Source organism: Uliginosibacterium sangjuense (genome assembly GCF_059132465.1).
Map to the genome: position 1 here is coordinate 3,867,578 of NZ_CP101132.1, position 19,326 is coordinate 3,886,903.

21 protein-coding genes are annotated in these 19,326 nt (G+C 65.8%); 12 read left to right on the plus strand and 9 right to left on the minus strand.

Annotated features, from left to right (window positions below):
- Nucleotides 1–70: 70 nt before the first annotated feature.
- Both NMB43_RS17795 and lgt read right to left on the minus strand, forming a co-directional pair.
- Nucleotides 71–970: an alpha/beta hydrolase gene (locus tag NMB43_RS17795; protein ID WP_494349505.1), complete on the minus strand. Its 900-nt coding sequence runs from the start codon at nt 968–970 to the stop codon at nt 71–73.
- Nucleotides 967–1,833 (minus strand): prolipoprotein diacylglyceryl transferase, encoded by an 867-nt coding sequence (gene lgt, locus NMB43_RS17800; RefSeq protein ID WP_494352166.1) that lies wholly within the window; start codon nt 1,831–1,833, stop codon nt 967–969. The genes NMB43_RS17795 and lgt overlap by 4 nt, the downstream gene beginning before the upstream one ends.
- A gap of 110 nt (nt 1,834–1,943) precedes the next feature.
- Between lgt and NMB43_RS17805 the strand changes: the two genes are divergently transcribed.
- Genes NMB43_RS17805 through sigZ form a run of 6 tightly spaced genes read left to right on the plus strand, consistent with a single transcriptional unit; the run spans nt 1,944 to nt 5,458 of the window.
- A complete protein-coding gene (locus NMB43_RS17805; protein WP_494349506.1) occupies nt 1,944–2,276 on the plus strand; it encodes an ArsR/SmtB family transcription factor in 333 nt (110 codons plus the stop codon).
- Nucleotides 2,273–2,755 (plus strand): ArsI/CadI family heavy metal resistance metalloenzyme, encoded by a 483-nt coding sequence (locus NMB43_RS17810; protein ID WP_494349507.1) that lies wholly within the window; start codon nt 2,273–2,275, stop codon nt 2,753–2,755. The genes NMB43_RS17805 and NMB43_RS17810 overlap by 4 nt, the downstream gene beginning before the upstream one ends.
- Nucleotides 2,756–2,769: 14 nt before the next feature.
- Nucleotides 2,770–3,267 (plus strand): arsenate reductase ArsC, encoded by a 498-nt coding sequence (locus tag NMB43_RS17815; protein WP_494349508.1) that lies wholly within the window; start codon nt 2,770–2,772, stop codon nt 3,265–3,267.
- Between the two features lie 11 nt (nt 3,268–3,278).
- Nucleotides 3,279–3,773: an arsenate reductase ArsC gene (locus tag NMB43_RS17820; protein WP_494349509.1), complete on the plus strand. Its 495-nt coding sequence runs from the start codon at nt 3,279–3,281 to the stop codon at nt 3,771–3,773.
- A 4-nt stretch (nt 3,774–3,777) separates the two neighbouring features.
- Nucleotides 3,778–4,830 (plus strand): ACR3 family arsenite efflux transporter, encoded by a 1,053-nt coding sequence (gene arsB / locus NMB43_RS17825; RefSeq protein ID WP_494349510.1) that lies wholly within the window; start codon nt 3,778–3,780, stop codon nt 4,828–4,830.
- Nucleotides 4,831–4,870: 40 nt separating this feature from the next.
- Entirely contained in the window at nt 4,871–5,458 is a 588-nt protein-coding gene (gene sigZ, locus NMB43_RS17830) for an RNA polymerase sigma factor SigZ (protein WP_494349511.1), read from the plus strand.
- Between the two features lies 1 nt (nt 5,459).
- On the opposite strand, the gene NMB43_RS17835 is transcribed toward sigZ, so the two are convergent.
- From NMB43_RS17835 to NMB43_RS17860, 6 genes are all read right to left on the minus strand, one after another.
- Nucleotides 5,460–6,230: a pyrroline-5-carboxylate reductase family protein gene (locus NMB43_RS17835; protein ID WP_494349512.1), complete on the minus strand. Its 771-nt coding sequence runs from the start codon at nt 6,228–6,230 to the stop codon at nt 5,460–5,462.
- Nucleotides 6,231–6,308: 78 nt separating this feature from the next.
- Nucleotides 6,309–6,542, minus strand: a complete 234-nt coding sequence (locus NMB43_RS17840; protein WP_494349513.1) for a thioredoxin family protein — start codon at nt 6,540–6,542, stop codon at nt 6,309–6,311.
- Between the two features lie 8 nt (nt 6,543–6,550).
- A complete protein-coding gene (locus NMB43_RS17845) occupies nt 6,551–7,594 on the minus strand; it encodes a permease (protein WP_494349514.1) in 1,044 nt (347 codons plus the stop codon).
- A gap of 104 nt (nt 7,595–7,698) precedes the next feature.
- Nucleotides 7,699–8,010, minus strand: a complete 312-nt coding sequence (locus tag NMB43_RS17850) for a DUF190 domain-containing protein (RefSeq protein WP_494352167.1) — start codon at nt 8,008–8,010, stop codon at nt 7,699–7,701.
- A 2-nt stretch (nt 8,011–8,012) separates the two neighbouring features.
- On the minus strand, nt 8,013–8,393 hold the full coding sequence (crcB, locus tag NMB43_RS17855; RefSeq protein ID WP_494349515.1) for a fluoride efflux transporter CrcB: 381 nt from the start codon (nt 8,391–8,393) through the stop codon (nt 8,013–8,015).
- A gap of 50 nt (nt 8,394–8,443) precedes the next feature.
- Entirely contained in the window at nt 8,444–9,109 is a 666-nt protein-coding gene (locus NMB43_RS17860; protein ID WP_494349516.1) for a YqhG/Tai3 family protein, read from the minus strand.
- 225 nt (nt 9,110–9,334) lie between these two features.
- Here NMB43_RS17860 and NMB43_RS17865 point away from each other — a divergent pair, with 225 nt between their 5' ends.
- The 3 genes from NMB43_RS17865 (at nt 9,335) to NMB43_RS17875 (ending at nt 14,040) form a co-directional block, all read left to right on the plus strand.
- Nucleotides 9,335–10,786 (plus strand): pectate lyase family protein, encoded by a 1,452-nt coding sequence (locus NMB43_RS17865; protein ID WP_494349517.1) that lies wholly within the window; start codon nt 9,335–9,337, stop codon nt 10,784–10,786.
- 114 nt (nt 10,787–10,900) lie between these two features.
- Nucleotides 10,901–12,508 carry a pectate lyase family protein gene (locus NMB43_RS17870; RefSeq protein ID WP_494349518.1) on the plus strand — a complete coding sequence of 536 codons (1,608 nt, stop codon included), beginning with the start codon at nt 10,901–10,903 and terminating at the stop codon, nt 12,506–12,508.
- Between the two features lie 107 nt (nt 12,509–12,615).
- Complete coding sequence (locus NMB43_RS17875) at nt 12,616–14,040, plus strand: pectate lyase family protein (protein WP_494349519.1); 1,425 nt, start codon at nt 12,616–12,618, stop codon at nt 14,038–14,040.
- Nucleotides 14,041–14,103: 63 nt separating this feature from the next.
- Here NMB43_RS17875 and NMB43_RS17880 read toward each other — a convergent pair whose 3' ends face one another.
- Complete coding sequence (locus tag NMB43_RS17880) at nt 14,104–16,539, minus strand: CBM96 family carbohydrate-binding protein (RefSeq protein WP_494349520.1); 2,436 nt, start codon at nt 16,537–16,539, stop codon at nt 14,104–14,106.
- Between the two features lie 502 nt (nt 16,540–17,041).
- Here NMB43_RS17880 and nifV point away from each other — a divergent pair.
- Genes nifV through nifW form a run of 3 tightly spaced genes read left to right on the plus strand, consistent with a single transcriptional unit; the run spans nt 17,042 to nt 19,315 of the window.
- Nucleotides 17,042–18,181, plus strand: a complete 1,140-nt coding sequence (gene nifV / locus NMB43_RS17885) for a homocitrate synthase (RefSeq protein WP_494349521.1) — start codon at nt 17,042–17,044, stop codon at nt 18,179–18,181.
- Complete coding sequence (cysE, locus tag NMB43_RS17890; RefSeq protein WP_494349522.1) at nt 18,178–18,990, plus strand: serine O-acetyltransferase; 813 nt, start codon at nt 18,178–18,180, stop codon at nt 18,988–18,990. The genes nifV and cysE overlap by 4 nt, the downstream gene beginning before the upstream one ends.
- Nucleotides 18,983–19,315: a nitrogenase stabilizing/protective protein NifW gene (gene nifW / locus NMB43_RS17895; protein ID WP_494349523.1), complete on the plus strand. Its 333-nt coding sequence runs from the start codon at nt 18,983–18,985 to the stop codon at nt 19,313–19,315. Before cysE ends, nifW begins: the two co-directional genes overlap by 8 nt.
- Nucleotides 19,316–19,326 lie beyond the last annotated feature (11 nt).

The following is a 19,326-nucleotide window of genomic DNA, read 5'->3' on the forward strand; positions in this document are numbered from 1 at the left end:
ATTTGCTCCTCCCCTGACAAGGGGAGGTCGGGAGGGGTTCGCGCGACCGCGCGGTGCGCAAAAACCCGCGCTAGAGGTGCTCTGCCAGAAAACGCAAAACCTCGTCGCGCATGCCCTGCGTCTCGCGGTGGCCCACCGGCTCCACATGCAGGCGCCAGGCCTGCGGTGCGCCCGCAGCGGTGTACTGCGCGCGCAGTTGCGCGTCGATGTGCGCATAGCCCGGCGTCTTGGGATCTTCGCTGCCGACGCAGGCCAGGTGCGGGCGCGGTGCGATCAAGGCCAGGATGTCGGTGGAGTTGCACAGGCGCAGCAGGCCCGGCACGTAGTAGTAGAAGTTGTGCTCGGAGAGCTTCTTCTGCGCCAGCAGCGCAGCGTAGTCGGTGAGCCCGCACTGCTCGGCACAGAGCTTGATGCGCGGATCCATCGCGGCCAGCCACCAGGCCATGCTGCTGCCCATGCTCATGCCCACGCTGGCGAGGCGCGTGGCATCCACGTCCGGGCGCGTGGCGAGGTAATCCACCGCGCGCAGCGCGTCGTACAGCATCAGCCCCCACAGCGTGCGGCCCTGCCACAGGCAGGCCTTCACCATGTCGTGCTCGCTGGTGTGGCTGCGCGCGCCGAAGCACCAGGCGTCGATGCACAGCGCGGCGAAGCCGGCGCGGGTGAGGCTGTGCGCCCAGCTCTCCGCTACCTCGGTGTGGCGATGCCCCTCGGTCAGCTCGTCGCAGCCCTGGGCGTAGTGGCCGCCATGCGTGTGGTGGTACAGCACCGTGGGCAGCGGGCCGGCCGCGTCCCGCGGTGCGACGAAGCGCGCACTGACCGGCTCCAGCCCGTTGATGTCCAGGCGCAGATGCTCCAGGCGGTAGCCTTCGCGCTGCTCGGTGCCGAGGCATTCGACCGCGAGCGGGCGGTCGCGCGCGGGCAGCTCGCCCATCAAGCCCCACAGCGCTTCGCGCAGGGCTTCGCTCATGCAGCCGTTTTCCGGCCTGGGGCGCGATATGCCCAGATCATCATCGCCACCCCCGCCAGCACCATGGGCAGCGACAGCCACTGCCCCATCGAGAAGTTGAAGGCCAGCAGGCCCAGGAAAGAATCCGGCTCGCGGCCGAATTCGGCGATGAAGCGGAAGGCGCCATAGCCGATCAGGAACAGCGCGGACACCGCGCCGACCGGACGCGGTTTGCGCGAGAACAGCCACAGGATCAGGAACAGGCTCAAGCCCTCCAGCGCGAACTGGTAGAGCTGCGAGGCATGGCGCGGCAGGCCGCCGTACTGCGCGATCATCTGCATCAGTTCCGGGTTGCCCGCGGCCTGCGCGATGTCGACCTCGCGCGCCTGTGGGAAGAGCATGGCCCACCAGGCCTCGGGGCTGGTCACACGGCCCCACAGCTCGCCATTGATGAAGTTGCCGATGCGCCCGGCGGCCAAGCCGGTGGGCACCAGCGGGCCGACGAAGTCACCCACCTGCAGGAAGCTGCGCCCGCTCTTGCGACCGAATAGCCACAGCGCAATGAGCACGCCCAGGAAGCCGCCGTGAAAGCTCATGCCACCCTGCCACACCTGCAGGATCTCTAGCGGGTGCAGCAGGTAGTACATCGGCTTGTAGAAGATCACATAGCCCAGGCGCCCGCCCAGCACCACGCCCAGCACGCCCCAGAACAAGAGGTCGTCGAGGTCCTTGTAGCTCCAGCCGAGGTCCGGCCGCGTCTTGGCGCGGTAGCGGCCAAGCAGCAGGAACAGGGCGAAGGCGATCAGGTACATCAGGCCATACCAGCGCACGGCCAGCGGCCCGAGGTGGATGGCGACGGCGTCGAACTGCGGATGGATCAGCATGGGATGCGCTTCGGGACGACAGGCAAGGCGGCGATTGTCGCACAGCGTCATGACGCCCTCGCACGCCGGGTGGGCTTGACATCGCACTTCATTTCCATGATTCTAGAAACATGGAAACAAAAGACGCCGTCGCCCTGCTGGGCGCCCTCGCCCAGGACTCCCGCCTCGCCATCTTCCGCCTGCTGGTGCAGCAGGGGCCGGCCGGGCTGGCCGTCGGCCGCATCGGGGAACAGTTGGGCATCCCGCCGGCCACCTTGTCCTTCCACCTCAAGGGCCTGACCCAGGCCGGCCTGGTCGAAGCCCGCCAGGACGGCCGCTTCATCTACCACTCGGCGAATTTCGCGCGCATGAACGATCTGCTCGCCTACCTCACCGAGAACTGCTGCGCCGGCGAGCCCTGCGGCGTCAGTCCCGCCCCCTGCTGCCCGGAGAACGCCCCATGAAACGCTTCCACGTCCACGTCGCTGTCGACGACCTCGCGCACAGCCTGCGCTTCTATTCCGCTCTGTTCGGCACCGAGCCCGCCGTGGTGAAGCCGGACTACGCCAAGTGGATGCTGGACGACCCGCGCATCAACTTCGCGATATCTCAGCGTGGCGCTGCGGTGGGCGTCGACCACCTGGGCATCCAGGTCGACAGCGCGGAGGAACTGGCCGCGCTGCAGGCGCAGTTCCAGGCCGCCGACGCGGCGGCGGTCAGCGAACCCGGTACGGCCTGCTGCTATGCAGAGTCCGACAAGCACTGGGCGCGCGACCCCGCCGGCATCGCCTGGGAGGCCTATCACACGCTGGCCACCATCCCGACCTTCAATCGCGGCGAAGGCGTGGCCGAGGCCAGCGCCTGTTGCAGTCCGAAGGTACAGCCGGTGAGCCTCAAGCTCACCCCGAAGAACAGTTGCGCGCCCGGCAGCGGCTGTTGCTGAGTCAGGAGACCGCCATGCAGGACAAGATCTACAACGTGCTGTTTCTGTGCACCGGCAACTCGGCGCGCTCGATCCTCGCCGAGGGGCTCATGAACCACTTGGGCAAGGGGCGCTTTCAGGCGTACTCGGCGGGCAGTCATCCAGCGGGCCGTGTGAACCCGCATGCCCTGGCCGTGCTGGCGCACTATCGCCTGCCCACCGAGGGTTATCGCAGCAAGAACTGGGATGAGTTCGCCCACCCCGATGCGCCGCTCATGGACTTCGTGCTGACCGTCTGCGACAACGCGGCTGGCGAGGTGTGCCCGGTGTGGCCAGGCCAGCCGATGACGGCGCATTGGGGCGTGCCCGATCCGGCTGTGGTCGAAGGTTCCGACGAAGAGAAGATGCGTGCCTTCACCGACACTGCGCTCGTCTTGCGACGTCGCATCGAACTGCTGACCTCCCTGCCGCTGGCCAAGCTGGACCGCCTGGCGATCCAGCGCGAAGTAAAGAACATCGGACAACAACCCTGACCCCCACCTCCATGACCACCCACGTCCTCATCCTGTGCACCCACAACTCCGCCCGCAGCGTGCTGTCCGAAGGCATGCTCAACCACCTCGCGCAGAAGCTCGGCAAGGATGTGCGCGCGCACAGCGCCGGCAGCGCGCCGAGTGGCCGCATCAATCCCTTCGCCATCGAGGCCCTGCAGAACGCCGGCGTCGACACCTCGGCCTATCGCAGCAAGAGCTGGGATGAATTCACGCGGCCGGATGCGCCGCAGATGCGCATCGTCATCACCGTGTGCGACAACGCGGCCAACGAGGTGTGCCCGATCTGGCCCGGCAGCCCGGTCAAGATGCACTGGGGCTACCCCGATCCGTCGAATGCCGAGGGCGGTGAAGACGGCAAGCGCCGCGCCTTCGAGCTGACGCGTCAGGCCATCGGCTATCGCATGCTGCAGTTGCTGGCTCTGCCGCTCGACGCCATGAGCAACGCCGAGCTGCAGGCGGCGCTGAACGACATTGCCCGGTCCTGACGCCATGAGCACCGACACGCAATCCATGAGCGTCTTCGAGCGCTACCTGACCGTCTGGGTCTTCCTGTGCATCGTCGCCGGCGTGCTGCTGGGCCAGGCCTTCCCGCCGTTCTTTCAGGCCATCGGCAAGCTGGAGCTGGCCAAGGTCAACCTGCCGGTGGGCCTCTTGATCTGGGTGATGATCATCCCGATGCTGATCAAGGTCGACTTCGGCGCTTTGCATGAAGTGCGCAAGCATGCCAAAGGCATTGGCGTGACCCTGTTCGTCAACTGGCTGGTCAAGCCCTTCTCGATGGCCTTCCTCGGCTGGTTGTTCATCCGCGAGCTGTTTGCCCCCTGGCTTCCGGCGGATCAGATCGACAGCTACATCGCCGGCCTGATCCTGCTCGCCGCCGCGCCCTGTACCGCGATGGTTTTCGTGTGGAGCCGGCTCACCAACGGCGATCCGTTGTTCACGCTGAGTCAGGTCGCGCTCAACGACAGCATCATGGTGTTCGCCTTCGCGCCGCTGGTGGCCTTGCTGCTGGGCGTGGCGAGCATCAGCGTACCGTGGGACACGCTGCTCACCTCGGTCGTGCTGTACATCGTGATCCCGGTGATCCTGGCGCAACTGTGGCGACGCCGCCTGCTCGCCAAGGGACAGGCCGCCTTCGACGCGGCGCTGGCGAAGATCGGCCCGTGGTCGATCAGCGCGCTGCTGGCCACCCTGGTGTTGCTGTTCGCCTTCCAGGGCGATGCGATCCTCAGCCAACCGCTGGTCATCGCCCTGCTGGCCGTGCCCATCCTGATCCAGGTGTTCTTCAACTCGGCGTTGGCCTACTGGCTCAACCGCAAGCTGGGCGAAGCGCACAACGTGGCCTGCCCCTCGGCCTTGATCGGCGCGAGCAATTTCTTCGAGCTGGCGGTGGCGGCAGCGATCAGCCTGTTCGGCTTCGAGTCCGGCGCCGCACTCGCCACCGTGGTCGGCGTGCTGATCGAAGTGCCGGTGATGCTGCTGGTAGTACGCGTGGTCAACGCCAGCAAAGGCTGGTACGAATGCCGTCCGGCGCACAACTGATGGCGGATACATACTGAGCCGGAGAGTCCGGACCGCCACCATGCCCGCTGCCGATACCGCCACCGCTGCCGTCCCCTGCCTGCTCAAGGCCTGGGACGCGCACGAGCGGGCGCTGCGTGGTTGGCTGATCCATCAGTTGCATGACCGCGCCCAGGCAGAGGATCTGCTGCAGGACGTTTTCCTCAAGGCCATGCGACAAGGGCCACGCTTCTGTGCGCTGGACAACGCGCGCGCCTGGCTCTTCGAGGTGGCACGCAACACGCTCACCGATCAGCTGCGTCGCCAGCGCGACAGCGTGGCCCTGCCCGACGAGCTGTATGCGGAGGACGACGCGCCGCCCCCTGTCGACGGACTGGCGCAATGCCTGCCACGCGTGCTGGCGGAACTCTCGCCGGAAGACCGCGACGCCATCCAGCGCTGCGACCTGGAGGGCCTGAGCCAAGCGGAGTACGCGCGCCTGCTGGGCATCAGTCTGCCAGGCGCCAAATCGCGCGTGCAACGCGCGCGCCAGCGCCTCAAGGCGCAGCTCGCGGCCGCCTGCCAGGTGCGCTATGACAAGGCTGGCCGCGTATGCTGCTTCGTGCCACGCCCACCATCTGATTCGAGTGAGCCGGGCCACAAACGCTGAGTCAGGTCGTCAGCTTCAGATGCATGCCGCCCACCCGCTGCTGCAAGGTGGCGCGGAAGCCATCCTCGTCTGCGGCCATGGGACGCACTGGCACCAGATCCATCACCTGCGCAGGCGACAGATCGCTGTCGAACAGCACGTCCACCGCGCCATGCAGCATGCTGCGCAGCGCCTGACGCGCCAGCTCCGGTGACATGCCGAAACCCTCTGCCAGACGCCGTAAGGCCTCGAACTGGAACCAGAAATACGTGGGCCCCATGGCGCTCACCACGGCACAGGCTTCGATCAACTCATCGGTCACCACGGGCACCTCACCCAGCGGGGCAAGCAGTGTCAGCAGTGCATGGCGTGCGTCTTCTGGCAGGCCCGGGCCAAAGGCAATCGGGTTGAAACCTTTCCCAATCCAGGCCGGGGCATTCGGGTTAAGCCGTGCGAGACGGGCAAACCCACCCAGCTTCTGCTGCAGGGTCGGCAAGCGCAACCTAGGTGCCAGCGATACCCACACCGATTGCGCCTTCAGATGCGGAACCATCTGCGGCAGCATCTCGGCCATGACAGGAGGATGCAACCCCAGGAAGACCAGATCCTGCCCCAGCACATCACTCAGCGACGCAGATTGCACAGCGGGAAAGATCGCCCGCAGGCTCGCAACAGCCTCCGCCGACTCATCGAATACCACAACCGGTGGCAAGCTGGCACCACTTCGCTGCCAGGCATTCAACATGATGCGGGTCACCCGTCCGGCCCCCACAAATCCAATGGATTGAAACATTGCGATATCTCCACTTCGACACGACAAGACCCTGCGCTCATGCCAAACCGGGCTGGCATGAGCCCCCACGTCACCCCTTCAGACCAGCCAGGCTTCCACCTCCGCCACCGTGGGCAGCTTGCCGGTGGATACCAGTCGCCCATCCAGGGCCACGCCTGGCGTACTCATCACGCCAGCAGCGGCAATCGCCGCGTAGTCGCTGACCTTCTCCAGCTCGACCGGCACGCCACGTGCCGTCAGCACCCGCTGCACGACTTCCGCCGTCTGTTGGCAACGTGCGCAACCGGGACCATAGACCGTCACTTTCATCATCACTCTCCTCACAAGACAAGATTGAAGACGTAACCCACCAACAGGATCCCGCTCGCCACCACGCCCGCAAAGGTGGCTATCAGGCGCGGTTTGAGGGCGCGGCGCAGGATGATCATTTCGGGGGCAGAGAGCGCGATCACGCTCATCATGAAGGCGAGCACCGTGCCCAGCGCAGCGCCCTTGGCCAGCAGCGCCTGCACCACCGGGATGATGCCAGCGGCATTGGTGTAGAGCGGCACACCGATCAGCACCGCCAGCGGAACCGACCACCAGGCCTCACGTCCCATCAGCGCGGCCATGAAGTCCTGCGGCACGTAACCATGGATGCCAGCGCCCAGCGCAATGCCCACCAGCACGTAAGGCCAGACCTTGCCGACAATCTCGCGCACATGGCGCCAGCCCAGCACGCAGCGTTCATCCCAGCGCAGATCCTGTTCAGGCGCTCGCGCCTCGCCACGTGCAATCTGCTGCACCCAGTCTTCGAGATGCGCCTCCATGCGCAACTGCCCGATCACAAAGCCGGACGCGATGGCCACCGCCAGGCCCAGCACGAGGTACAGCGCCGCAACCTGCCAGCCAAACAGACCGAACAGCAGGGCCAGCGCCACCTCGTTAACCATTGGCGCCGAGATGAGAAAGGAGAAGGTCACCCCAAGCGGCACGCCCGCCGACAGGAAGCCGATGAAGAGCGGCACGGCGGAGCAGGAGCAGAAAGGCGTCACGATGCCGAGGAGGGCCGCCAGCACATTGCCCACGCCGGCCCGGCGGCCAGCCAGCAGCGCCCGCGTGCGCTCCGGCGCAAAATAGCTCTGCACCATACCCATGACGAAGACGACGGCCACCAGCAGCAACAGGACCTTGGGCGTGTCGTAGAGGAAAAACTGCAGCGCCGCGCCGGCCCCCGTCGTGGGGGCCAGACCCAGCAGACCGACCGCCCAGCGCGCGGCCGTCTCCAGTTGTGCGTAGCCAGCCCACCACAGCAGGGCCGCTGCCCCCAGCCCCCATGACCACCGCCAGCTTGCCGCAGCGATCCGTCCACCTGCCATTTGCATGATTGCCCTCACTGCACGTCCGTTCATGCAGGGAAGACGCAGCAGGGTGAAAAAGGATGCAGCCCTCGCTTGGAGCTGCAGCGGCGCAGCTCAGATTGGCGAGGCTACAGGGTGCTGCCGAACTCGACCGGCGTCTTGATATAGAAGAGCTTCACCTGGGCCTGGCGCAGGTGCTGCAGCAGGCGCTCGGCCTCCTCCGCCGTCACCGCGAAGGTGATCTCCACCGGCTGGTCGGCCAACTCGAAGAACCGCGCCGCATGCAGCTTGCCGTGGCGGCCGAAACCCTCGCTGGCGGCGATCAGGGTGCCGCCCCCGAGGCCCAGGCGGCGGGCCTCCTGCAGCAGCCACTCGGCCAGCGGTTCGCCGTGCAGCCGGCGGTCCTGCTCAGTGAAGAAGCTCAACTGGAAGCCTTGCATGCTCACCCCCTGATCCAAGCATAGCTGGCCAGCCCCAGCAGGGTCATGGCCAGCGAGCCCAGCACGTGCAGCGCGATGGCGCCGCCGGCCACCACCAGGCGCCCCTGCTGCAGCAGGGTGGTGACCTCGGCGGAAAAGGTGGAGAAGGTCGTCAGCCCGCCGAGGAAGCCGGTGATCACGAACAGGCGCCACTCCGGCGCCAGGCCCGCGTGCTGTGAGAAGAAGGCGATGGCCAGCCCGATGAGGTAACCGCCGATCAGGTTGGCCGCCACCGTGCCCGGCGGGATGGCGGGAAACAGCGCGTTGAGCGAAGTCCCCAGCAGCCAGCGCAGGATGGCCCCCAGCGAGGCGCCGGCGCTGATGGCGAGAAGGGAGTGGAACATGCGGGCTCCGGGGCTGCGGCAAAGCCGCAAGCATACCGTCGCGCACGGTCTCAGGAGGCGGGTTTCTTGGTGCTGGCTGGCTTTTTGGCCGGCGCCTTCTTCGGCGTGGATTTCTTGACGGGTGCCTTCTTGGCCGGCAGTTCGCACGCACTCAGCTCACGCGGGTCCCAGCCCGAGCCCGCCGCTGGATTGCTCAGCGTGGCAAGCAGATTGGCCCGCAGACTGCCGTGGCTACCGAAAGAAAAATTTCCTTGATAGGCGATGTCCTCGATCTGCCAGCGCCGCTTGTTGATGTGGCGAAGCTTGTACTCGTCGCGCCAGCTCTGCGTCACGCCACTCGCATCGCTGTACTCGAAGGCAATCTCCACGCTGGCGGTGTCGCCCTGCTGCCGGGGCGTGCCCAGGCTGAAGCGGGTGGGAATCTCGAAGTGGCTGGAATAGAGGTCGCCCTCGACGAAGGGCGGCTTCTGCTCAGGCAAGGCCTGGGCATGCTGATCGCGGTAGCGCTGCGCGGCGCCCAGCAGGCACACCAGGTCGGGGCTGAGGTAGGGCGACAGGTGCAGCAGCTCGGCGCCCGAGGGCGCGCCGGTCGACGCATCCTGCAGACGCAGCGTGAGAAAGTCCTGCGTGGTCTGCTGCGGACTGGTCTGCGCGCTGGCCGGGGCGGCCAGCAGCAGGCCGGCCAGCACGGCGACCAGACGATTGACTGTTGCCATGCAGAGCGACTCCATTGCCGGCAATGAAAGGCGCGAGTGTAGCGCGTGTCCAGCGTCCTGCCGATCGTCGGGGATGTGCCATACCACATGGACAAAGCTTGACGCTGCGGGGAGGCGTGAGCCAGATTGATCGGGCGAGCACGCAGCAATCGGTACGCAACAGATACCGAGGCTCGCCCGGCGGCACGCCCGTGCCGCACGCCAAAAACACTCTTGGAGACTGTCGTGAATCAAAAATCCCTGGCGCTCATCGCGCTCATGGCGGGCCTGGCTTCGTCCGCCGCCTCGGCGGCCAACCGGCCGGCCGGCTACGTCACCATCTGTACCGAGAACAAGACCTGCTCGGTCGCTAGCTCCACCAGCGTCGCCTTTGGCCGCGCCGACAAGTTCACCTTCAAGACCCTGGTCGGCAGCTTCGTCTGCTCGGAAGCCACCTTCGGCGCCGGCAGCAAGGTCTCCGGCGGGGTCAATGAATGCTCGGTGCCGAGCGGCAGTTCGAGCAGCTCATCCAGTTCCTCCTCGTCCAGCTCGTCCTCATCGAGCTCTTCCTCCAGCAGCTCGTCGTCAAGTTCGTCGTCTTCGAGCTCATCCTCGTCCAGCAGCTCGTCGTCGAGCAGCTCGTCCAGCTCCTCCTCCAGTTCCTCTTCCAGCTCTTCTTCCAGCTCTTCTTCAGGCGGCAGTTCGTCCAGTTCCTCGGGCGGGGCAACGCCGGGTCTGGTGGGCTTCGCGGCGGTCGCAGCCAATGGGCTGAGCACCACCACCGGCGGTGCCGGCGGGCCGAGCGTGGTGGTGTCGACCTACGCCGACTTCGTGGCGGCGGTGGCCGACCACAGCCCGCGCATCGTGCAGGTGTCCGGCACGATCACCAATGGCGGCACGACCGAGATGGTGCCGGTTGGCTCGAACAAGACCATTGTGGGCCTGGGCAGCAATGCCACGCTGTCCGGCTTCGGCCTCAACGTGAGCGGCTGGCGCGCCGAGCATGTCGCACAGTTCAAGGACCAGCAATGCGAGGTGGCCTATGAAGGCAAGTTCCCGTACTCCTCGAACGTGATCATCCGCAACCTCACCTTCGTCAACGCGGGCGACGACAACATCAATGTGCAGTGCTGGTCGCACCATGTGTGGATCGATCACAACACCTTCCACAAGCCGGGTGACGGTTCGGTCGACATCAAGCGCGGTTCGGACTGGATTACCGTGTCGTGGAACAAGTTCATCGACACCGACAAGACCATGCTGCTGTCGCACGACAACGATGCGCAACAGCAGGACACCGGCAAGCTGCACGTGAGCTATCACCACAACTGGTTCAGCGGCTCGCGCCAGCGTATCCCGCGCGTGCGCTTCGGTCAGGCCCACTTCTACAACAACTGGTGTGACAACCCGACCAGCAGCAACAACTACATGATCGGGGTCGGCATGTCGGCCAACATCTATGCCGATGGCAACTACGTCAACTGCGGCGGCGAGACCACCCAGGACATGGGCGACGCCGGTCCGCTGGCCAAGCTGACCTGGGACGCCAGCAACCTGATCGTGCTGGGCAAGGGCGTGGAGTTCGTCACCGGCAACGCCTTCAACCCGCGCAGCTTCTACAACTACACGCTGGACCCGGCGGCCAGCATCCCGACCATCCTCCAGCAAGGGGCCGGGGCCGGCAAGATCGTGCCCTGAGCACTGTAGTTGCCTGAATCGGGGGCGCCCGCCGCGGCGCCCCTCCCTTCCCTTGCATCGCCGGCGCTGGCCTTCGCCATGAAGCGCTGCGCCGGCGTCATCCAGGAGTAAAGCATGCGTTACTACAGTCTCGCCTTCGGCGTGCTGGCCTTGTTCGCCTCCGCGGCGTCCCAGGCCGCCAACCGCCCGGCCGGTTACGTCACCCTCTGCACCGAGAACAAGACCTGCTCGGTCGTCGCCAACACCAACGTGGCCTTCGGTCGCGCCGACAAGTTCACCTACAAAGTGCTGTCCGGCAGCTTCGTCTGCTCGGAAGCCACCTTCGGCGCTGGCAGCAAAATCGCCGGCGGAGTCAACGAATGCTCGGCACCCTCGGGCAGCGGTTCGTCGTCGAGCTCGTCGTCCAGCTCCTCGTCATCGAGCTCCTCGTCGAGCAGCTCGTCCTCCAGCTCTTCTTCCAGCTCCTCATCGTCGAGCAGTGGCGGCTATTCCTACATGGGCCCACCCTACGGGCTGACGGGGTACACCGAATGTGCGCGCTGGGGCGGAACCTGCTCCTTCACCGGCAGCCGGGAAGTGGTGGCGGGCGGCCTGATCCGCGTAGGCAGCAGCTCCCTGTACACCACGTTCAACTTCGGCAGCACCCCTCGCCCCTTTAGCAACGGAGTCGTGTGCAACGAGTTGAACTTCCCCGAATTTTCAAACAACGGCTACCGTGAACAGTTCCGCTGCTTCGTCAAGGATGCGCCCCCCATCGGCGGCAACGCGCCCGGCGTCAGCGGCTTCGCCTCACTCGATCGGAACGGCCGCAACGGCACCAACGGTGGCACTGGCGGCAGCACGGTCACGGTGAGTACGTTCGCCGCGCTGCGCGATGCGATCGCCGACAACACGCCGCGCATCGTCTACGTATCGGGTTCGATCACGGCCGAGGGTGGCGTGAAGATGCTCAGCGTGGGTTCCAACAAGTCCATCCTGGGCCTGGGCAGCACGGCGAAGCTGGTCGGCTTCGGCCTCGATGTGAGTGGCTGGACGCCGGCAGTTCGTGCGGCAAATGGCGGCGGCGAATGCACACCGGACAAGGCCGGCAACTTCACGCCGGTATCCAACGTGATCATCCGCAACCTGACCTTCCAGGCACCGACGGACGATGGCGTGCAGGTCTCCTGCTACTCGCACCACGTGTGGGTGGACCACAACACCTTCACCAAGGGCAGCGACGGCTCGGTCGACATCAAGCGCGGCTCGGACTGGGTGACGGTATCGTGGAACCGCTTCGACGGCACGGTGAAGACCATGCTGCTGGGCCATGACGACAGCAACGGCGCGCAGGACACGGGCAAGCTGCACGTGACCTACCACCACAACTTCATGAACGCGACCGACCAGCGCAACCCGCGCGTGCGCTTCGGCCAAGCCCACGTCTACAACAACTACGTGCTGAACACCGGCGACTACATGATCGGCAAGGGCGTCGGCTGCTCGATCTACGCCGATGCCAACTACGTGGATGGCGCCGACGCGGTGACCGACGACTACGGTGGCAGCGACCTGACCTGGACGGCCGACAACATCGTCGTCAACGTCGGGCCCAGCGACCAGGCCGTCGCCAACGGCAAGGGCTTCGATCCGCGTGGCTACTACAGCTACACGCCGGACGCCGCAGCCAGCATCCCGGTCGTGGTCGGCCAGGGCGCAGGGGCCGGCAAGATCGTGCCCTGATCGCCGGCGGGCGCGGCTGGGTCAAGCCGGCCGCGCCCCGACCTCCACCCCTCACGGGGACGATGCGCCATGCGGCGCCCGCGCCCCGCCTCTCGCCAGGAGACATCATGAATCGCTTCAGCATCGCCCTGGGTGTACTCGGCCTCGCCCTCAGCACAGGCGCGCAGGCCGCCAACCGGCCAGCCGGCTACGTCACCATCTGCACCGAGAACAAGACCTGCTCGGTCAGCACCAGCACCAACGTGGCCTTCGGTCGCGCCGACAAATTCACCTACAAAGTTCTGTCCGGCAGCTTCGTCTGTTCGGAGGCCACCTTCGGCGCCGGCAGCAAGATCGCCGGCGGCGTCAATGAATGCTCGGTGCCCGGCGGCAGCTCCTCGTCCAGCTCGTCCTCATCGAGTTCGTCTTCGAGTTCGTCGTCGAGCTCATCGTCCAGCTCCTCCAGCAGCTCTTCGTCGAGCAGCTCGTCCAGTAGTTCGTCGAGTTCGTCCAGCTCCTCTTCGAGCTCCTCGTCCTCCAGCAGTTCTTCTTCCAGCTCTTCGTCATCGGGCGGCTCCTCGTCGAGCTCCTCGGGCGGCAATGCGCCGGGCGTCAACGGCTTCGCCTCGCTTAACCGCGACGGCCGTGCCGGTACCAATGGCGGCGCCGGCGGCAGCACGGTCACGGTGAGCAGTTTCACCGCCTTGCGCGATGCCATCGCCGACCATGCCCCGCGCGTCGTCTACGTGTCCGGCACGATCAATGCGGAAGCTGGCGTGAAGATGCTCAACGTGGGATCCAACAAGTCCATCCTGGGCGTGGGCACGACGGCCCGCCTGGTCGGCTTCGGGCTGGACGTGAGCGGGTGGACGCCCGCCGTGCGCGCCGCCAACGGCAACACGGAGTGCACGCCGGACAAGGCCAGCAACTTCACCCACGTGTCCAACGTAATCATCCGCAACCTGACATTCGACAACTATGCGGACGATGGCGTGCAGGTTTCCTGCTACTCGCACCACGTGTGGATTGACCACAACACCTTCCTCTCCGGGACGGATGGTGCGGCCGACGTGAAGCGCGGCTCGGACTGGGTGACGATCTCGTGGAACCGTTTCGTGGGCACCGACAAGAGCATGCTGCTGGGCCACAGCGACGACAACGCGCTGCAGGACCGCGGCAAGCTGCACGTGACCTACCACCACAACTGGCTGGAACGCAGTATCTCGCGCCACCCACGGGTGCGCTTCGGCCAGGCCCACGTTTACAACAACTACGCCAACCAGGTGCAGAGCTACATCGTGGGCCTCGGTGACGAGTGTGACATCCATGCCGATGGCAACTACATCGACTATGTGAACGTGGTCGGCAAGGGCTTCGGCGGCAGCGTGTTCACCTGGGATGCCACCAACTACGCGGTGGAGGTGGATGACCCCATCGTGCAGACCGGCACCGCCTTCAACCCGCGCAGCTACTACGACTACGTGCTCGATCCGGCGACCAGCATCCCCGGCATCGTGAGCCAGGGCGCCGGTGCAGGCAAGATCGTGCCCTGACCCGCCTGCCCGTAAGTAAAAGAGCGCCCCGCGGGGCGCTCTTTCGTTTCACGCCGACCGGCCTCAGTTGAGGATCAGTTGCGGCTTGTTGCTGCCATTCTCACGACTATTGAGGGTGGTGTACTTGCCCGCGCTCTCCTGCAGCACGAAGGAAGCCACGCCGTCGGCCTGGGCCTTGACGTAAGCCGTGACGTCGATCTCGTAGTACTTGGCGGTGGTATTCATCGCCACACCCGCGATCAGGCTGCCCGGCGCCGGCCGGTTGCTCCAGTTCAAGGAGCCCTGGGCCCAAGCATCGGCCACCTGGTAGGCATTGAGCGTGGTGGCAGCGCTGGCGCTGCCATACACGCGCAGCTTGGCGGTGGTGATGCTCGGCGCGCCGGCCAGCGAGAACTTGACGAAGGCATAGCGGTTCTTGCCCGCATCGGTCTTCAGCACCAGGCTGGTGTCGTTGCCGTAGTTCGTGCCGGCATTGCTCTCGTGCACATAGGCGTCTTCGCTGGCCGTCAGCGTCACCGTGCCACCCCCCGAGCTGCTGGAAGACGAGCTGCTGGAGCTACTGCTCGACGAAGAGCTGCTCGAACTGGAGCTGGAACTCGATCCACCGGATGACGAGCTGCTGCTGGAGCTGCTCGATGAGCTGCTAGACGAGGAGGAGCTTGACGAAGACGACGAACTGGACGAACTGCTCGACGAGGACGAGCCGCCGCAACTGCTGGTCGCCGAGCCGCTGCCCAGCAGCGACGTGCCACTGAAGCTCAGGCAGCTATCCACGCCCTTGTTCGGCGACAGGTTGAAGTACACCTCCTCGTTGCTGCCCCAGGTGGAGATGAAGGTTCCGGTCGGCTTCTGCAGGTGCGTCCAGGCGCTGCCGTCCCAGCCCATCTGGTAGATGGTGGTGGCGGTCGCGTAGGGCGTGTAGCTCATGTACAGGCCGCCCTTGGTCTTCTGCTTGGACAGCATGTTGTTGAACAGCACGTTCTGCGGGCCGGTCGCACCGGACCACTTGGAGGCATGCGGTCCCGCCCCCCACCAGATCGGGAACCAGGTGCCCTCCAGCATGTCCTGCCCGCCTTCGCCCTCCCCCCAACTGCTGTGTTCGAAGGGGATGGCGATGGTGTTGCGCTGGATCAGGTTGCGCCGCTCCCAGCCACCGTGCAGGTTCATGTCCACCGACAGCGTGTTGCTATCGACTACGTTGTTGGTGGCGGACCACTGCAGGGTCAGGTGACGCACGCGGTCGATCGTGTTGCCGATGATCTTGCTGTCATACAGCTTGGAGCCACGGAAGTAGCCATGACCGCCCTTGCCCTTGTTCCAGGCGCCGAAGATCACGTTGTTGCTGAACTCCATGTGGCGCGCAAACTCGGTCACGATGGGGTGCGAACCGGTCATGTAGGTGCGCACACCCTTGACCCAGCCGTCCTGCGCCCACTTGAACAGGATGCCGTGCAACGCGTACTCCGGCGCCATGTTCTTGTACTTGAGGCCGACGCCGTTGGGATTGGTCGTGGCGTCGTAGTCATTGGCGTTCACGGTGCTCGCGTAGGGCGTGTGCGAGAGCTCCTGCGTGAAGTAGAAGTCCTCGAAGCCGACGCCCTTCACCGCCGCCACCTTCATCACCTTGCTGTAATAGGTGGTGTTGGATGTCCCCCCTTGGTCGGAAGGCAACTGGCCGCCGTTGCTGTAGGGGATGTCGAACTCCAGCGGCTTGTCCAGCGTCAGCACGTCACCGCTGCGCGCCGTCACGCGGAACATCTGCGACTGCATGTGGGTGTTGTAGCGATAGGCCTGCGGCGCCTGCATCTGGTCGTAGAAGGCCACCGTGGTGGTCGCCCCGACATACACCGTGTCGCCCACGGCGAAGCCGCTGCCCTTGCCGGACTCCACGGTGACCGTGTTGCCGCCCCTCACCCCGCCGCCACCCGAGGCCACCTTGACGCCAGACAGCCAGTGGAAGTTGATGCTGCCCTCGTAGGTCTGGTCGTTGGCGTGCTTGTTGCGTTCCTCCACGCGGAAGGCCGCGTAACCAGGCCACAACTTGCCGTCGATGACCGGCAGGCCGTTGTCATTGGCATAGGTCGCGGCCGGCTTGAAGACGAAGCGCGTGCCCGTGGTCGCCGAGTTGCCGGCGCCGCGCAGGGTGATCCAGCTCGCATCCACGCGGATCTGCTTGTTGATGTTGATGACCCCGGCCGGAAAGCTGAGGATCGCGCGGTTGCTCTCGCTCACCACCGCCCCATTGACCGTGAGCGTGCCGGCGCGGATCTGGTCGATCACCGCCTGGATCGCCGCCGTGTCGTCGATCCCATCATTGGCGGTGACGCCGTAGGACGTCATGGCCAACACTGTGCCGCCAGTCGGCAAGGCCTGGCCTCCCTTGTAACCCGCTGCGCTCCAGTCTGGCAGCGAGGGATGCACCCCCGCCTGCGCCGCACCCAGCCACAGGACGGCAGCCAACGCCGCCGATGCGGAAACCCGCTTGTGTTGTGTATTCACCTGTTCCTCCTTTGATCTCATGTCTTTGTGATCGGCGCCGAGCGCCCACTCCCCGGTCATTCAGACTGCCGCGCGAAGCGGCCTGGCATTGCCGTAGTCGCATGCAGGGGAGCCATTTCAAAGTAAACGATTACCCTCTTGAATACAAAGCTTTTTATCCGGTGACTCGACGAATGGACTGCGTGCGCCGCACAAGAAAGGCAATCGTTTAACTTGTCGCTCGCGTGCGGGCCTGGGCGCGCCGGCATGTTGCACATGCACAGCATGCGCGACCCCGGTGTGCACTTTCCGACCGAGGATCGGCACGGCGGGAAGACGTCGATTTTGCTTACCCGATGAGCTGTTCTTGCCCGACCCGACTCTGTCGGAAAGCACACATTCCGCCGCACACAGCACGATACAGTCCGCACACGCGGAACCCTCCGCCACGCCGAAAGCGCGCCACAGCAAGGATCTTCAACATGGCACGCGGCTTGCTTACCTCCTCCTGAGGGGGTTCCGCATGAACACGGCTTTCATCATCAACGACACGACCTTGCGCGACGGCGAACAGACCGCCGGGGTGGCGTTCACCACGGCGGAGAAGTGCGCCATTGCCCAGGCGCTGGCCAATGCCGGCGTGGTCGAGATGGAAGTGGGCATCCCCGCGATGGGCGAGGGCGAGATCGAGGTCATCAACGCGATCGCCGCGCTGGGCCTGCCGAGCCGCCTGATGGTGTGGGGTCGCATGGTGGAGCGCGACGTGCGCGCCGCGCTGCGCTGTCATGCCGACATCGCGCACCTGTCGATCCCCGTCTCCGACATTCATCTCGAGGCGAAGCTGCGGCGCGACCGCAGTTGGGTGCTGGCACAGATCGGCCCGCATGTGGCGATGGCGCGCGATGCCGGCCTGGATGTCAGCGTCGGCATGGAAGACGCCTCGCGCGCCGACGCCGACTTCCTGTGCCGTGTGGCCGAGGCCGCGCAGACTGCTGGCGCACGCCGCGTGCGCTACGCCGACACCCTGGGCATTCTCGACCCCTTCGCCACGCACACCGCGATCGCGACGCTGCGCCGCGCGGTGGACATCGAGATCGAGATCCACGCCCACAACGATCTCGGGCTAGCCACTGCCAACACGCTGGCCGCCTTCCGTGCCGGCGCGACGCATGCCAACACCACGGTCAACGGGCTGGGCGAGCGCGCCGGCAACGCGCCGCTGGAAGAAGTGGTGATGGCGATGCGCCACGTCCATGGCGTGGAATGCGGCATCGACTCGCAACTCCTGCTGCCGACCTCGCGCCTCGTGGCCATGGCCTCGGGCCGGCCGGTGGCGGCCAACAAGAGCATCGTCGGCGAGGCGGTGTTCACCCATGAATCCGGCATACACGTGGATGGCCTCATGAAGGACCAGCGCAACTACCAGGGCTTCGATCCGGCAGAACTCGGGCGCAGCCATCAACTGGTGCTCGGCAAGCATTCCGGCTCGCACGCGGTGCTTGCTGCCTATGCCCGCCTCGGCCTGCATCCCGGACCGCTGCAGACGGCACAGATCATCGAGCGCATCCGCGACTACGCGATGCAGACCAAGCGCGAGCCGGACGCCGCCGTGCTGACCCGCTTCTACCTCGAAGCCTCGCGCCACAGCATGGAGGCGGCATGAAAGCCGAACAAGCCATCATCGAGGAGCTGACCCGCGATGTGCCGCCCGCACCGCGCGGCCTCTTGCGCATGCTGCGCGAGGATGTGGCCTGCGTATTCCAGCGCGATCCCGCCGCGCGCAGCACGCTGGAGCTGCTGACCATCTACCCCGGCATCCAGGCCCTGGTGTTGCATCGGCTCGCGCACACCCTGTGGCAGCGCGGCTGGCGCTACCTGCCGCGCCTGATTTCCTTCTTCGGCCGGCTGATCACCAACGTGGACATCCATCCGGGCGCCACCATCGGCCGCCGCTTTTTCATCGACCACGGCGCCGGTGTCGTCATCGGCGAGACCGCCGAGATCGGCGACGACGTGACGCTGTACCACGGCGTCACCCTGGGTGGCACGACCTGGAACCCCGGCAAGCGCCACCCCACCCTGGGCCACGGCGTGGTCGTCGGTGCCGGCGCCAAGATCCTCGGCGCGATCACCGTGGGCGACCGGGCCCGCGTGGCCGCCAATTCCGTTGTCATCGAGGACGTGACGCCCGGCATGACCGTCGTCGGCATCCCCGGCCGCATGGTGCTGCCCAAGAGCAAGCGCCGCATCACCAGCAGCGGCATCGACCTCGACCACCACCAGATGCCCGACCCGGTGGGCAAGGCCATCAGTTGCCTGCTGGAACGCATCGCCGACCTGGAGAAGGAAGTCCTCAGCCTGCGTGGCGAGCGCGCGCCGGCTCCCGGGGCCTGTCACGACTGCGACGACACCTGCTCGCAGCCCACTTTCGACGGCAGCACACAGGCTGCCAAAGGAGCACACCATGGATGAACTGACCCAGCGCCTCGCCCAGTTGTCGTCGGCCGAGGACTTCCTGAACTTCTTCGCCATCCCCTTCGACCAGGGTGTGGTGAATGTGAGCCGCCTGCACATCCTCAAGCGCTTCTATCAGTACCTGCGGCGCGACGAGGAGATCACCCGCCTGGCCGACGGCGCGCTGTACGCGCGTTACCGCCAGTTGCTGGTGGAAGCCTACGAGGACTTCGTGAAGTCCACGCCGGCCCAGGAGCGCGTCTTCAAGGTCTTCCAGGAAGCCGACGGCAAGAAGACGGTGACCCTGGACAGCCTGCGTTCCAGCCTGCCCTCGGCCGCGTAAGCACGGCGCGG

What these genes read in the sequence shown, in the direction of transcription:
- sigZ (WP_494349511.1), top strand. Translation starts at nt 4,871, where the DNA reads ATGCCCGCTGCCGATACCGCCACCGCTGCCGTCCCCTGCCTGCTCAAG.
- NMB43_RS17845 (WP_494349514.1), bottom strand. Translation starts at nt 7,594, where the DNA reads ATGCAAATGGCAGGTGGACGGATCGCTGCGGCAAGCTGGCGGTGGTCA.
- NMB43_RS17815 (WP_494349508.1), top strand. Translation starts at nt 2,770, where the DNA reads ATGCAGGACAAGATCTACAACGTGCTGTTTCTGTGCACCGGCAACTCG.
- NMB43_RS17835 (WP_494349512.1), bottom strand. Translation starts at nt 6,230, where the DNA reads ATGTTTCAATCCATTGGATTTGTGGGGGCCGGACGGGTGACCCGCATC.
- NMB43_RS17820 (WP_494349509.1), top strand. Translation starts at nt 3,279, where the DNA reads ATGACCACCCACGTCCTCATCCTGTGCACCCACAACTCCGCCCGCAGC.
- arsB (WP_494349510.1), top strand. Translation starts at nt 3,778, where the DNA reads ATGAGCACCGACACGCAATCCATGAGCGTCTTCGAGCGCTACCTGACC.
- NMB43_RS17810 (WP_494349507.1), top strand. Translation starts at nt 2,273, where the DNA reads ATGAAACGCTTCCACGTCCACGTCGCTGTCGACGACCTCGCGCACAGC.
- NMB43_RS17875 (WP_494349519.1), top strand. Translation starts at nt 12,616, where the DNA reads ATGAATCGCTTCAGCATCGCCCTGGGTGTACTCGGCCTCGCCCTCAGC.
- NMB43_RS17870 (WP_494349518.1), top strand. Translation starts at nt 10,901, where the DNA reads ATGCGTTACTACAGTCTCGCCTTCGGCGTGCTGGCCTTGTTCGCCTCC.
- lgt (WP_494352166.1), bottom strand. Translation starts at nt 1,833, where the DNA reads ATGCTGATCCATCCGCAGTTCGACGCCGTCGCCATCCACCTCGGGCCG.
- NMB43_RS17805 (WP_494349506.1), top strand. Translation starts at nt 1,944, where the DNA reads ATGGAAACAAAAGACGCCGTCGCCCTGCTGGGCGCCCTCGCCCAGGAC.
- NMB43_RS17840 (WP_494349513.1), bottom strand. Translation starts at nt 6,542, where the DNA reads ATGATGAAAGTGACGGTCTATGGTCCCGGTTGCGCACGTTGCCAACAG.
- crcB (WP_494349515.1), bottom strand. Translation starts at nt 8,393, where the DNA reads ATGTTCCACTCCCTTCTCGCCATCAGCGCCGGCGCCTCGCTGGGGGCC.
- nifW (WP_494349523.1), top strand. Translation starts at nt 18,983, where the DNA reads ATGGATGAACTGACCCAGCGCCTCGCCCAGTTGTCGTCGGCCGAGGAC.
- NMB43_RS17850 (WP_494352167.1), bottom strand. Translation starts at nt 8,010, where the DNA reads ATGCAAGGCTTCCAGTTGAGCTTCTTCACTGAGCAGGACCGCCGGCTG.
- NMB43_RS17860 (WP_494349516.1), bottom strand. Translation starts at nt 9,109, where the DNA reads ATGGCAACAGTCAATCGTCTGGTCGCCGTGCTGGCCGGCCTGCTGCTG.
- NMB43_RS17795 (WP_494349505.1), bottom strand. Translation starts at nt 970, where the DNA reads ATGAGCGAAGCCCTGCGCGAAGCGCTGTGGGGCTTGATGGGCGAGCTG.
- cysE (WP_494349522.1), top strand. Translation starts at nt 18,178, where the DNA reads ATGAAAGCCGAACAAGCCATCATCGAGGAGCTGACCCGCGATGTGCCG.
- nifV (WP_494349521.1), top strand. Translation starts at nt 17,042, where the DNA reads ATGAACACGGCTTTCATCATCAACGACACGACCTTGCGCGACGGCGAA.